The organism is Pontimicrobium sp. IMCC45349 (assembly GCF_047219225.1).
Classification (GTDB): domain Bacteria; phylum Bacteroidota; class Bacteroidia; order Flavobacteriales; family Flavobacteriaceae; genus IMCC45349.
In genome coordinates this window covers 930322-943890 of record NZ_CP178208.1, presented here as the reverse complement: position 1 = coordinate 943890, position 13569 = coordinate 930322, and the positions used below count along the sequence as shown (strand labels likewise).

Below are 13569 nucleotides of genomic sequence, written 5' to 3'. Positions count from 1 at the left end.
AAATTTAAAGTCTCAAGTAATACAAATTAAAACTATTATATAATGACCTCAAATTTTAAAGTATATAAAAAGATAGTGTGTTTTTTCATATTTGTTGTTTCAATGTCATATGTAACTGCACAGGCAAATACTAACGAATGGAAGTTGCAATTAGCGCTTGGTCTTAATTATCCTAGTGGAAATGATCAAGGTGAGGGTTATGCTGTTAAAGGACTAAATTTTCCAACAGTTAATTTAGGTGTTCAGCATATGTTTACTAACCAATTAGGAGCAAAGTTAGATTTTGGCTTTAATCGTTTTACAAATGATAGTGGTTCTAACGATTTTAAAGTAAACTATTCAAGAGTAAATGTGCAAGGTGTTTATGATTTAACACAAACACTTGGGATTTTTTCTAACAGAATGGCTCTTGTTGCTCATGCTGGACCAGGAATGACCTTTTCAAAACCGTTAGGGGACTTTGCAGAAAATAAGTATACGTTTTTAAATGGACTTGTTGGTCTTGAGTTGCATTATGGTATTTCCGAAACATTTTCAATTTATGGAGATGTTTCTTATATACATAGTTTTTCAGGAGAAGATAAGTACGATCCAGCTATCGATGGATATTCATATAACGATAATTTAGTAACATTTACTGTCGGACTTTCAGTGTCTTTAAGTGGATGTACATATTGTAATTAATGGCAGAAGAAAAAATTATATTAGGTATTGATCCTGGAACAACCATAATGGGATTTGGACTCATTAAAGTGGTTGGAAAAAAAATGGAGTTTTTACAACTCAACGAATTGCATTTACAAAAGTATAGCGACCATTATTTAAAACTGAAACTTATTTTTGAGCGTACTGTCGAGTTAATTGACACCTATCATCCAGATGAAATAGCTATTGAAGCGCCTTTTTTTGGTAAGAATGTGCAAAGTATGCTTAAGCTTGGTCGTGCACAAGGTGTAGCCATGGCTGCAGGATTAAGTCGTGAAGTGCCAATTACTGAGTATTCGCCTAAAAAAATAAAAATGGCAATTACAGGAAATGGTAATGCAAGTAAAGAGCAAGTTGCTAAAATGTTACAAAGCCTTTTAAAACTTAAAACATTGCCTAAAAACCTAGATTCAACCGATGGATTAGCGGCTGCAGTATGTCATTTCTATAATCAAGGACGTGTTGAGGTTGGTAAAAGTTATTCTGGTTGGGCAAGTTTTGTGAAACAGAATGGAGATAGAGTTAAATAGTTAGAAAGTTTCACTTTATATATGTTTAAAATTTTTTCTAATAAAAAAGTATTAGCAATAGTTTATGTTCTTTTAATTGTTTTGGCAGCTTTTTTAGCTAAGTCTATTTTTGAAAAAAGGGAATTATTAAAAAAAGGAACTAAAATTGAAGTAACAGTATTAAAATTACCTAACTGTGATTATGTACGTAAAAATGATTATAAGTTCTTGAAGTTTTCTTTTGAAAATAAAACCTTTTCAAAAAGAATTAAAACAAAATATTGTAAAAAGCTAAGAGAAAATGGCTTGTATGAAGGTTCTAAATTAATGTTAATTACTAATAAAGAGAAAGATATTTTTTTATTCTCATTTGAGAATTTTAAGATAAATATTATAAGTTTTTTTCTTGTTGAGTTGGTGTTTGTCTATTGTCTTTTTAGATTGTTTTTTAATAAAAGAAAAGAGGATTAATGTCAGGAATCTACATTCACATACCATTTTGTAAGCAAGCATGTTATTATTGCGATTTTCATTTTTCTACCTCTTTAAAAAAGAAAGATGAACTCATTAATGCACTCATAAAAGAAATCCAGTTACGTAAAGATGAGTTGTTAAACCAAACAGTAGAAACGATTTATTTTGGTGGTGGCACACCTTCAATTTTATCTAATGCGGAATTACAATTAATTATTGATGAGGTTTATAAAAATTATAAAATCATTGATGCTCCAGAGATTACCTTAGAAGCGAATCCAGATGATTTGTCAAATAAACGTATCAACGAATTAGCAAATACACCAATAAACAGACTAAGTATAGGTATTCAATCATTTTTTGAAGACGATTTAAAAAGTATGAATCGCGCACACAATGCTATAGAAGCAAAACAATGTTTAAATGAAGCTACCAAGCATTTCGATAATATTACCATCGACCTTATTTATGGTATTCCTAATATGAGTTTAAAAAAATGGAATGAAAATCTACAAATGGCATTCGATTTAGGAATTAATCATATATCGAGTTATGCATTAACAGTTGAAGAAAAAACAGCTTTAGATAATTTTATTAAAAAAGGAACATATCCACCAGTAGACGAAGTTTTAGCATCGCAACATTTTGATCATTTAGTGAAACGAACTCAAGAAGAAGGATTTATACATTATGAAATCTCAAATTTTGGTAAACCAAATTATTTTTCAAAACATAATACAAGTTATTGGCAAGGGAAAACATATCTAGGTATTGGACCATCGGCGCATTCATTTAATGGAAAACAACGCAGTTGGAATATTGCCAACAATACAAAATATATCAAATCTTTAGAGCAAAATAAATTACCATCTGAGATTGAAATCCTTACCAAAAATGATAGATATAACGAATATATTATGACAGGTTTAAGAACCATTTGGGGAATTTCTTTAAATAAAATTGATACCGAATTTGGCGAAGCATATAAAGAGAAACTACTTCTGTCTGTTCAAAAATTTATTGATAAAGAGTTAGTTGTCATTTCAAACAAAAGTGATAAATCTCATAAGTATGCTAACTCAAACAGTTTTATAAAAACAACACAAAAAGGCAAGTTTTTAGCCGATGGTATTGCTTCAGATTTGTTTATCTTGAACTAGCGAGTTTTCTTCATAAATATTAAAATAAGTAAAAGAATAATATTCACAGGAAGCGATATAAAAGCAAATACAAAAAAATCCCAAGTACCATTATCTTGTAATAACCATCCAGAAACAAACAGTGTAGTTATTAGTAAAAAAAGTACAATGTAAAAAGCTGAATTATATTCTTTAGTTTCTCCTTTCATTGACTCTAAATTTAGTAAATTTACAGTTAAACATTTAAACAAAATGAAAGCAGTAATTAACGTAAACAGTCGTACATACGCTATATATATAGATCAACCATTAGATATTTCAATTCCGCTTAGAGCTACTAAAAACAATGTCAATGCTTGGTACATTCCAGAGCCAAATATTGAACCAGTGAAAATTGACGATTGGGTTGGAAGTGTTGAGGCTGGAGCGCCTGTAAATTTCAATAACATTTCGTTTAATCCACATGCTCATGGTACACATACAGAGTGTGTTGGTCATATAACAGAGAAAAAATACAGCATTAATAAGTGTTTAAAGCAGTTCTTTTTTGTAGCAGAAGTAGTAACAGTAGCTCCTGAAAAACTAGGAGACGATTTTGTTATTTCTGCAAAGCAATTACGTTTTGCAATTGGTAATAAAAAGCGTGAAGCTGTTATTATTAGAACACTCCCAAATATGAACGACAAATTAGAGATGCAATACTCTAATACCAATCCACCATATTTATTAGAAGAAGCAGCTATTTATTTAAAAAATAAAGGTGTTAAGCATTTACTAATTGATTTACCTAGTGTAGATAAAGAGCGTGATAATGGTGAGTTATTAGCACATAATGCATTTTGGAATACCTCTGGAGAAATTAGAACTGACGCAACAATTACCGAGTTTATTTTTGTGCCAAATAATATAGACGATGGTAAGTATATTTTGAATTTGCAGATAGCACCATTTGAAAATGATGCATCTCCAAGTAAGCCTGTGCTGTATAAACTCCACGAATAGTATGGAAGCAGTTTTAGGATTAATAATTGGAGTACTATTAACCGTTGGTGTAGTAGCATATATTAAGTTTCAAGAATCTAAACGATTGGCGAGTTCGCAATCGGTAATTTTATTAGATAAGATAAAGAGTGTGTGTAAATTTATAACTGTTGAAGGCGACTTTGCAGAAATTTACCATTACGAAGATGTGAAACAAAAATTCCTAAAACTAATATCAAGTAAAAAGAAGGCCTTAGTTGTGGTTAATGCAAAGGCTTATGTAGGATTTGATTTAGCTAAAGTTAATATGCACGCTAATGAAGATTCTAAAACGATTGTTTTAAACGATTTTCCTAAAGCAGAAATTTTATCAATCGAAACATCTTTAAATTATTACGATAAATCTGATGGTTATTTTAATAAGTTTGAAGCAACTGATTTAACCGATTTACATAACGAAGCCAAAATACATATTAAAGATAAAATTCCAGAAAGTGGTTTGTTTCTAGCAGCTCAAAAGGAAGCTTTAGAAGCTATTTTGTTAATTGAAAATATTGTGCAAACTATTGGTTGGAAGTTAGATTATTCAGCTTTAAAAATTGATGGTGATACTCAAAAGAAATTAAAATGAACATTGACCAATTAAGAGATTACTGTTTAAGTAAAAAAGAAGCTTCCGAAGATTTTCCTTTTGATGAAGATACATTAGTGTTTAAAGTGTTAGGTAAAATGTTTGCGTTAGTGCCATTAGAGCGTTGGGAGCGTGGAGAGCCTTCAATAAATTTAAAATGTAATCCAGAATATGCTTTAGAGTTACGCGAACAATACGAAAGTATATATGCAGGTTTTCATATGAATAAAAAACATTGGAACACTATTAATCTTAATAATGGTGAATTGCAAGCCAAATTTATATTCGAGTTAATCGATCATAGCTATGATATGGTTGTTAAAGGAATGACCAAAAAAATGAGAGAACAGTTAAACTCTTAAGCGTTTTTTTTGTTATTTCTATAAGTGTAGTACAAACGATAAAGAATCTTAAAAACGATGAAATTCCTTAGTCGAAAACTTTAAGTTTCTAAAAGATGTTGTTTATTTTTTGTATCTTACTAAAAGTCAGATCTATAGTGTATTGAGTTATTTGTGTTGAGTTGCCTCAAATTAATTAGTGAAAACTAACCTTTTGTTACTAATTTAAATTTGAAAAATCATGAAAGCAATCAACCATCACTTCAAGAGTTTTTTCATGCTCTTATTATTCTCTTGTGCCTCAATTTATGCACAACAAGACCAACAACCTTATGTAAGTGTTACTACTATGCATTGGAACTTAGATTTAGAAGATTTTTCTAATGACGAATGGTTAGCAGTAGAAAAAGAATACCATGAAAAAGTAACTTCAAAAAACGAACATATACTTTCCGCTTCAGTATTAAGGCACTATTTAACCGATGATAGTTCCGAAGTTGTTTTCGTGACTGTTTTTGGTACTTGGGAAGCTTTTGAACTTGCTAGTAAACGAACAAATGAACTTATAGAACAAGGTTGGCCAAATGAAGAAGAGCGTAAAGCATTTTTTAAAAAGAGAGGTAAATATTATGCTAACGAACATTCAGATGAAATATATAGATCCATTCCTGGTGCCAATCGATTAGAAGACGAAGAGTTGCCATTATTTTATTATGTAAAGACAAGCTATTTTTCATTTCCAGAAGATGGTACAAATAAAGAGTTTTCTGAGCTTCTAGATCAATACAATAAAGCTGTTACACATCAAAATCAATATTATAAAGCGTATTACCCACAAGTTCATTTTTATGGTCAAGATAGAACGGAGTTCGTAGAAGTTTTTTTAACTGAAACATTGGCAAGTTTAGAAAAAGGATTAAGTGAACAAGGTGTGCTGTTTAGAGCTCATTGGGCTGATGTAAATGAGAGAGAAGCTTTTATAGCTAAATTTGATAAATACTTTACAGGTAAACATAACGATCGTATATATAGCTCTGTACCAGAGTTATATAAGCCTATGCCTGCTGAAGAATAATAAAATAAATCCCTAATAAAATTAGTAGCATCTAGTCAAGGACACTGTTTTTGAGTGTCTTGATATTTTATTAATTAAATCATTTTATTATGAAAACAACTAATCAATTTTTTGCATTAATAATGACAGGATTGTTAATGTTTAGTACAATTTCTTTTGCCCAAAATGATGCTCCACAACAACCTCAATACATTACTGTTACAACAATGTATTGGAATATGGATTATGACAACTTTAATATGGATGAATGGAAAGCTGTTGAGAAAGAGTTTCTTGATAAAGTGACTAAGAAAAATGAGTTGATTTTAGGAGCATCTTTTTACTTACATCGCTACACAGCAGATAATACAGAGCTTATATATGTGCAGTCTTTTGCTAATTGGGAAGCGATTGATAAAGCTGGCGAAAGAAATGCTGAGTTAATTAATGAAGCGTGGCCTAATGAAGATGATCGTAAGGCATTTTTTGAAAAGCGAAGTGCGTATTATTCAGATGAACACTCTGATGAAATTTATGCAACATTGCCAGGAGCAAAACTAATGACACAAGCGCCTACCGAAGATATGGTGTGTTATGTACGTAAAAGTCATTTGGCATTTCCTAAAGATGGCTCAGGAAAAGAATTTAATGAACTCCGAAAAGAGATAGTAGATAATGTTATTAATAAGAACGAATATATTAAAGCGTACTATCCAAACGTTCATGCTTGGGGATCAGATAGAACCGAGTTTGTTGAAGCTTTCTTTACAACTTCATTAGCAGATATTGAAAAAATGCAAGAAAGATCAAATGAATTAATTCAAGCGTATTGGACTAATGAAGAAGCACAAAAAGCGTTTGGCGAAAAAAATGCTAAGTATTATAAAGGAACTCATGGCGACTATATTTACACTTTTGTTGCAGGCCTTTCCAAATAAAAACTATGACAGAAGCTATTTAGTTAATTATTAAATAGCTTTTGTTTTTTATACTCTGTAGGAGATATAACTTTTAAAGCTTTAAACTGTCTGTTAAAATTGGAAATATTATTAAATCCGGACTTATTTGCTATTTCTGCAATAGAAAAATCTTCATTGTCAGACAATAATCTACAGGCATTTTCTATTCTTAATTCATTTAAGAATCTAAAGTAGGTTTTGTTAGTTCGTTTTTTAAAGTACTTACAAAAAGCATTTTTAGTCATAGCTGCTACTTCTGCAATACTATCTAAAGTAATATCTTTAGAGTAGTTGTTTATGGTATACTCCATAATGTCACGCATGCGTTTGCCTTCTATGTCAGAATATTTTTTTTCGTAAACAAATGAGGATAAAGGTTTGCGGTCTACTTTACAGGTTTCTCTTAAAATTTCAATTAGTTTAATAAAGCGATTTAGTTTTGAGCTTTCTTTTAAACTAAAAAACAAAGTATCTAACTTTAAGTTTGATTGAAGCTTAAATCCATTTTCAATAGTTTTAAAAAACGGTTTTACCTGTCTTAACTCTTCAAGTAAAAAGAAATTATCACCAAAAGCATCTTTAGTGAAAAACAAAGTTATCATATGCGACTTCTCATCTTTCTTTGGAGTGCTTTTAAAAACATGAGGTAAGTTACTTCCAAAAACTAATATATCCCCTTTACAATAATCATTAATAGTATCACCAACTATTAAAGTACCTTCACCTTCTGCTATTAAACTAACCTGTATTTCGTCATGTTGATGCAATTTATCATAAAAGACAAGTTCAATGTCTTCTTGAAAAACTAAAGCATCATTTTCTGGCTTTGGTATTTGAAAAGGAAGTACTTTCATGTTGTAAATATGCAAATAATGTTCTATATGGTTGCTATAGTGACAATATTTGGATAATATAGTACAATGTATGGATAAAAGGACATTATTTTCTATTTTATTTCTGTACTACTTTTACCAAAACAAAATTAATTACAATGAGTTTAAAATGGAATGGCGTTATGCCAGCTGTGTTTACATGGTTGAAAGAGTCAAAATCTGGCGCTCTTGAAATTGACCTTGAAAAAACGAAGGAATACGCTGCTGGTATTTTAAAAGTTCAAGGATTGGGAGGAACTAGAATGGATGGACTTGTTGGTTCGGGAACACTTGGTGAGAATAGCTACCTAAGCTCTGAGCAACGCGTTTCTTTACTTAAAGCTCTTTCTGAGGTTGCTAAAGAATATAATGTGCCATTAATTAGTGGAGCTGTAGCAGAGACGAAAGAAGAACTAGCTACAATCGTTGAAGAATTAGCAGCGGCTGGTGTTGATACAGTGATGGTAATGCCTCCAAAAACTAAGGAGCTCCCTTCTGATGAAGAAATGTATGCGTACTATGCAGTTGCTGAAGAGACTGCAAGAGGTGCAGGTGTAACTATTATGCCTTACAACAATCCTGATGCAGCGGGTTACCATGCGCTTTCAACTGAGCTGCTTCTAAAGCTTGCTACGTTTCCTAATGTTACTGCGTTAAAAATATCGACAATAGATGTTTCAATTATTGAAACGATGATGTTAGCAAACAAAGATTTAAAAGTTTTAGCAGGTGTAGATACAGTAACTGTACATGCAGGACTTGCTGGAGCATGTGGTGGAATTACAGGTGTTGGTTGTATTTTTCCAAAGGCTAGTGTTACTATGCAAGAGTACGTTGCAAAAGGTGAATGGGCTGAGGCTAACAAAATTTCTCAGGCTATGAATTCTATTTCGTACCTAGATGCTCAACCACTACTTTTAGAATACCTTAAGTTTGCTTTTGGAATTCATCATAATGATGCTGATGGAGGACTTCGTACCTATGGTAAGAAATTAACTCAAGAGCAAATTGATGATGTTCGAGCAAGATATATTCTGGCAAAAGAAAGACTTGAAGTTCTGGACTTAATAGGTTAAGTTTTTCAAATATTCAAAAAGAGATAACTTTGTTTTTGCCATTGTTAGAGTTAGATATAAACACTAAATTAGTTATGTAAATATGTTAGATATACGTCCTACATGCGAACATTGTAATAAATCATTGCCACACGATTCTAGAGAGGCAATGATTTGTACGTTTGAGTGTACGTATTGTTTAGATTGTGTAGAAAATGTGTTGCAACAAGTTTGTCCTAACTGTGGAGGCGGTTTTGAAAAAAGACCAATAAGACCTCAAAATCTATTAAATAAATATCCTGTTTCAACTAAAATAGTTCGTAAACCTGTAGATGTTGAAGCACACTTAAAAAGAATAAATAAAAAATGATTACTGGAAAAAATTATATAGGCAATCAATTATCTGCTAATGGAAACAAAACTTTTAAAACGTTTAATCCATTATTAAATATTGAAAATCAATGGGAAATTACTGAGGCGTCAACAAATGAAGTGGATGAAGCAGCTGCTTTAGCAACCCAAGCATTTAAAACCTATTCAAAGCTTTCAGGTGCAAAAAAAGCAACATTTTTAAGAGCTATTGCAGATGAGATTGAAGCTTTAGGTGATGAACTATTACAAGTGTATTCATCTGAGAGTGGTTTGCCTAATGGTAGAGCTATTGGAGAAAGAGGTAGAACACTTGGACAATTACGTGCTTTTGCTAATCATATAGAAGAGGGTAATTGGGTAGATGCTTCAATTGATACAGCACAACCAGAACGCAAACCAATGCCAAAAGTAGATTTAAGAAAAATGAATGTGGCATTAGGACCTGTAGTAGTTTTTGGAGCTTCTAATTTTCCGTTTGCATTTTCAACAGCTGGAGGAGATACAGCTGCGGCTTTAGCTGCTGGTTGTCCAGTAATAATAAAGTCTCATCCTATGCATGCAGCTACAGGAGAAATGGTTAGTGGAGCTGTAATTAGAGCAGCAGAAAAAACAGGAATGCCTAATGGTGTGTTTTCTAACTTAAACAGTAGTGGAATTGAAGTTGGGCAACAATTAGTAGAACATCCTAATGTTAAGGCTGTTGGTTTTACTGGAAGTATTAGAGGTGGTCGTGCATTATATGATTTAGCTGCTAAACGTGAAGAGCCAATTCCAGTATTTGCAGAAATGGGAAGTATAAATCCAGTTGTTATTTTACCTCAAGCGTTAAGAAATAGAGCAGATGCAATTGCAAAAACATACTCAGGATCTATAACATTAGGAACAGGACAATTTTGTACGAATCCAGGATTGATTTTAGGAGTGAAATCTGAAGGGTTGTCAAAGTTTGTTCAAACCTTAGCGGAAGAAATTGTAAAAGTAGAGCCTTCTTGTATGTTGCATCCAAATATTGCTGGAGCATATGAGTTTAATAAAGCCAATGCAATATCACAAAATGGATTGGAAGTATTAGCTAATTATGAAGCTGAAGTAAAACCAAACCATGCAAGACAAGTAGTAACTACAGTTGAAGGCGATACGTTTTTAAATAATCCAACGCTTCATCACGAAGTATTTGGTCCATTTTCATTAGTGGTTCAATGTAAAGATGAAGCGCAATTAGAAGAAATAATATTTAATTTAGAAGGTCAATTAACAGGGACAATAATTTCTGATGATAATGAAATTGAAAGTAGCTCTAATATAGTATCTGCATTACAAAACAGAGTTGGACGAATCATTTTTAATGGTGTGCCAACAGGAGTTGAGGTGTGTCCATCTATGTTACATGGTGGTCCTTATCCTGCTTCAACAGATAGTCGTTTTACAGCAGTTGGAGTCGATTCTATAAAACGATTTGTAAGACCTTTTAGCTTTCAAGATTGGCCAAATCAATTATTACCTGACGAACTTAAAAATGAGAACCCACTTGGAATTTTAAGAAATGTAAACGGTAAATTAAGTAACGAAACTATCTAAACCATTATATTATGAGCTATTATAAATTTTTATCAATCCTATGTTTTGTATTGTTAATTGTAGGTTGTAAGCCTAAGGAAACTAGTAATAGCGCATCCGAAACTTTAGATAAAATAATTACAAATTACCAAGAACACGAAGGTTATGATAGGGAAAAATATCCTTTAGGACTTTTTACTAAAGAATATTATAAAGCTGAAGCTGATTATGCAAAAACTGTTCTTGAAGAATTGGCAGAAATTGATGTTAATAGCTTAAGTGAAACAGAGCAAATCTCAGTAGATTTAGCAAAGTTTGTACTTAATGATCAAATCGCGTATTATGAGTTTGAAGGTTTTTTAAACCCATTGTTGTCTGATGCTGGATTTCATAGTAACCTAACATATATGGTAAGGCCGTTAAGTAATTACCATCAAGTTAAAGAGTATCTTCATAAGCTAAATGCAATTCCAGAATTTGTTAATCAACATTTTGTGAACTTGCGTGAAGGATTAGAAAAAGGTGTATCACAACCACGCGTTATTTTTAATGGATACGAATCGACCTACGATTCTAATATTGTAGATAATTTTGAAGACAGTTTTTATTATTCGCCATTTAAAAATCTACCAAGTGACTTAACTACAGTTCAAAAAGATTCTGTTTTAGCTGCTGCCGAATTAGCAATTAAAACTAAGGTTACGCCAGAATTTAAACGTATTAAGGAATTTTTTGAAACAGAATATTTTCCTAAAACAAGAACAACTTTAGGAGCTTCTGAAACTCCAAATGGTAAAGCGTATTATCAAGATCGAATCAACTTTTATACTACAAGTACACAATATACAGCCGAAGATATTCACCAAATTGGATTAAAAGAAGTCGCTCGTATAAAAGCAGAAATGCAAAAAATTATTGATGATTTAGGTTTTAAAGGAAGTTTTACAGATTTCTTGCAGTTTTTAAGAACAGACGAGCAATTTTATGCTAAAACACCAAAAGAGTTATTAATGATTGCACGAGATATGGCAAAACGTGCTGATGAACAATTACCACGTTTTTTTAAAACCTTACCTCGCAAGCCTTATGGTGTAGCTCCAGTACCAGATGCAATTGCTCCAAAATATACTGGAGGACGTTATGTAGGTACTTCAAAAAACAGTACAGATCCAGGATATTATTGGGTAAATACCTACGATTTACCAAGTAGAACATTATATACATTACCATCGTTAACAGTTCATGAAGCGGTTCCAGGTCATCATTTACAAGGAAGCTTGAATAATGAATTAGGAGATAGTATTCCTCAATTTAGAAGAAATTTATACTTATCAGCTTATGGAGAAGGTTGGGGATTATATTCAGAGTTTTTAGCGGACGAAATGGGAATGTATACTACACCTTACGAACACTTTGGTAAATATACTTACGAAATGTGGCGTGCTTGCCGCTTAGTAGTGGATACTGGAATTCATGCAAAAGGCTGGACACGAGAACAAGTTGTAGATTTTATGGCTTCAAATACAGCTTTGTCTTTACATGAAGTAAATACTGAAACTGATAGGTATATTTCATGGCCAGGACAAGCATTATCATATAAAATAGGTGAATTAAAGATTCGCGAACTTCGTAAAAGAGCTAAAGAAAAACTAGGAGCAAAATTCGATATTAGAGAGTTTCATGAAGTGATTTTAGAACAAGGAACAGTCACACTTTCTATTCTTGAAAACCGAATGAATGCTTATATAGATAAAAAACTAAATGAAACATCTAAAAACTAAACTTTAGGTATTATTAAGATGTTACATGTGACAATTAAAAAGAAATAGAAATATCACATGAGTAGAAAAACTTTTTTTTGTGTTGATGCACATACTTGTGGTAATCCTGTTCGCGTAGTTGCAGGAGGAGGCCCAAATCTAAAAGGCGCTAATATGAGTGAAAAGCGTCAACATTTTTTAAGAGAATATGATTGGATAAGAAAAGGGTTAATGTTTGAGCCTCGAGGTCATGATATGATGAGTGGTTCTATCTTATTCCCGCCTCATAATCCAGAAAATGATTTTGCGATTTTATTTATTGAAACATCTGGTTGTTTGCCAATGTGTGGACATGGTACTATTGGTACAATTACTATTGCTATAGAAGAAGGGTTAGTAACACCAAAAATACCAGGGAAAATAAGAATGGAAGCACCTGCAGGCTTGGTCGAAATTGAATATCAACAAACAGGAAAAAAAGTAGATTGGGTACGATTGACTAATGTAAAAAGCTATTTAGCTGCTGAAGGGTTGACCATTAAATTAGATGATTTAGGTGAAATTACTTTTGATGTGTCTTATGGTGGAAATTATTATGCTATAGTAGATCCGCAAGAAAATTTCTCAGGAGTTCATGATTTTACAGCTTCTGAGATTATTAAGTTTTCACAAGAAGCGCGAAAAAAGATTAATGAGAGGTATCCAGATATGTTTATTCATCCAGAGAATGATACCATTAGAGATGTATCTCATATGCTTTGGACAGGAAATCCATTAGATCCAACATCTTCAGGAAGAAATGCGGTATTTTATGGCGATAAAGCCATAGATAGAAGTCCATGTGGAACAGGAACATCTGCAAGAATAGCTCAGTTACATGCTAAAGGAAAACTAAAAAAAGGAGAAGCTTTTATTCATGAAAGTTTTATAGGCTCAAAATTTATTGGTCGTGTTGAAGAAGAAACAACTTTAGATGGAAAACCAGCAATTATACCAAGTATTCAAGGTTGGGCAAAAGTATATGGCTATAATAATATAATTATTGATGACGAAGACGATCCATATGCACATGGATTTCAAGTGATTTAATAAGAAATCAAATCATTCCAACTATCAGACCAAGTTTATTGAAGTCTCGATTTGGGATATAATTATTTTTA

Annotated in this window: 16 protein-coding genes; 14 read left to right on the top strand and 2 right to left on the bottom strand. The window is 32.1% G+C overall.

Going from position 1 to position 13569, the window contains the following annotated elements; genetic code table 11:
• Window positions 1-42: 42 nt before the first annotated feature.
• The 4 genes from ACLII3_RS04360 to hemW are packed head-to-tail and all read left to right on the top strand — an operon-like array spanning window position 43 to window position 2848.
• Entirely contained in the window at window positions 43-684 is a 642-nt protein-coding gene (locus tag ACLII3_RS04360) for an outer membrane beta-barrel protein (RefSeq protein WP_412986774.1), read from the top strand.
• The gene (ruvC, locus tag ACLII3_RS04355; RefSeq protein ID WP_412986772.1) at window positions 684-1235 is read left to right on the top strand and encodes a crossover junction endodeoxyribonuclease RuvC; all 552 of its coding nucleotides are present in this window, start codon (window positions 684-686) and stop codon (window positions 1233-1235) included. Before ACLII3_RS04360 ends, ruvC begins: the two co-directional genes overlap by 1 nt.
• 21 nt (window positions 1236-1256) lie before the next feature.
• Window positions 1257-1685: a hypothetical protein gene (locus ACLII3_RS04350; RefSeq protein WP_412986770.1), complete on the top strand. Its 429-nt coding sequence runs from the start codon at window positions 1257-1259 to the stop codon at window positions 1683-1685.
• Window positions 1685-2848, top strand: coding sequence for a radical SAM family heme chaperone HemW (hemW, locus tag ACLII3_RS04345; protein ID WP_412986768.1), 1164 nt, complete (start codon window positions 1685-1687; stop codon window positions 2846-2848). The genes ACLII3_RS04350 and hemW overlap by 1 nt, the downstream gene beginning before the upstream one ends.
• Here the strand turns inward: hemW and ACLII3_RS04340 are convergent.
• Window positions 2845-3036 (bottom strand): hypothetical protein, encoded by a 192-nt coding sequence (locus ACLII3_RS04340; protein ID WP_412986766.1) that lies wholly within the window; start codon window positions 3034-3036, stop codon window positions 2845-2847. The genes hemW and ACLII3_RS04340 overlap by 4 nt on opposite strands.
• A gap of 43 nt (window positions 3037-3079) precedes the next feature.
• On the opposite strand from ACLII3_RS04340, the gene ACLII3_RS04335 reads away from it, so the two are divergent.
• The 5 genes from ACLII3_RS04335 (at window position 3080) to ACLII3_RS04315 (ending at window position 6772) form a co-directional block, all read left to right on the top strand.
• Window positions 3080-3829 (top strand): cyclase family protein, encoded by a 750-nt coding sequence (locus ACLII3_RS04335; RefSeq protein WP_412986765.1) that lies wholly within the window; start codon window positions 3080-3082, stop codon window positions 3827-3829.
• A gap of 1 nt (window position 3830) precedes the next feature.
• Window positions 3831-4439 (top strand): DUF4230 domain-containing protein, encoded by a 609-nt coding sequence (locus tag ACLII3_RS04330; protein WP_412986763.1) that lies wholly within the window; start codon window positions 3831-3833, stop codon window positions 4437-4439.
• Window positions 4436-4801, top strand: coding sequence for an MmcQ/YjbR family DNA-binding protein (locus ACLII3_RS04325; RefSeq protein WP_412986761.1), 366 nt, complete (start codon window positions 4436-4438; stop codon window positions 4799-4801). The genes ACLII3_RS04330 and ACLII3_RS04325 overlap by 4 nt, the downstream gene beginning before the upstream one ends.
• A gap of 220 nt (window positions 4802-5021) precedes the next feature.
• Complete coding sequence (locus tag ACLII3_RS04320; RefSeq protein WP_412986759.1) at window positions 5022-5855, top strand: hypothetical protein; 834 nt, start codon at window positions 5022-5024, stop codon at window positions 5853-5855.
• Between the two features lie 89 nt (window positions 5856-5944).
• Window positions 5945-6772, top strand: coding sequence for a hypothetical protein (locus tag ACLII3_RS04315; protein WP_412986757.1), 828 nt, complete (start codon window positions 5945-5947; stop codon window positions 6770-6772).
• A 23-nt stretch (window positions 6773-6795) separates the two neighbouring features.
• Here ACLII3_RS04315 and ACLII3_RS04310 read toward each other — a convergent pair whose 3' ends face one another.
• The gene (locus ACLII3_RS04310) at window positions 6796-7647 is read right to left on the bottom strand and encodes an AraC family transcriptional regulator (RefSeq protein WP_412986755.1); all 852 of its coding nucleotides are present in this window, start codon (window positions 7645-7647) and stop codon (window positions 6796-6798) included.
• A gap of 137 nt (window positions 7648-7784) precedes the next feature.
• Between ACLII3_RS04310 and ACLII3_RS04305 the strand changes: the two genes are divergently transcribed.
• From ACLII3_RS04305 to ACLII3_RS04285, 5 genes are all read left to right on the top strand, one after another.
• Window positions 7785-8741: a dihydrodipicolinate synthase family protein gene (locus tag ACLII3_RS04305; RefSeq protein ID WP_412986754.1), complete on the top strand. Its 957-nt coding sequence runs from the start codon at window positions 7785-7787 to the stop codon at window positions 8739-8741.
• Between the two features lie 82 nt (window positions 8742-8823).
• Window positions 8824-9090, top strand: a complete 267-nt coding sequence (locus tag ACLII3_RS04300) for a DUF1272 domain-containing protein (protein ID WP_412986752.1) — start codon at window positions 8824-8826, stop codon at window positions 9088-9090.
• Window positions 9087-10670 carry an aldehyde dehydrogenase (NADP(+)) gene (locus tag ACLII3_RS04295; RefSeq protein WP_412986750.1) on the top strand — a complete coding sequence of 528 codons (1584 nt, stop codon included), beginning with the start codon at window positions 9087-9089 and terminating at the stop codon, window positions 10668-10670. Before ACLII3_RS04300 ends, ACLII3_RS04295 begins: the two co-directional genes overlap by 4 nt.
• A gap of 11 nt (window positions 10671-10681) precedes the next feature.
• Window positions 10682-12430 (top strand): DUF885 domain-containing protein, encoded by a 1749-nt coding sequence (locus ACLII3_RS04290; protein ID WP_412986748.1) that lies wholly within the window; start codon window positions 10682-10684, stop codon window positions 12428-12430.
• Window positions 12431-12487: 57 nt separating this feature from the next.
• The gene (locus tag ACLII3_RS04285) at window positions 12488-13498 is read left to right on the top strand and encodes a 4-hydroxyproline epimerase (RefSeq protein ID WP_412986747.1); all 1011 of its coding nucleotides are present in this window, start codon (window positions 12488-12490) and stop codon (window positions 13496-13498) included.
• Window positions 13499-13569 lie beyond the last annotated feature (71 nt).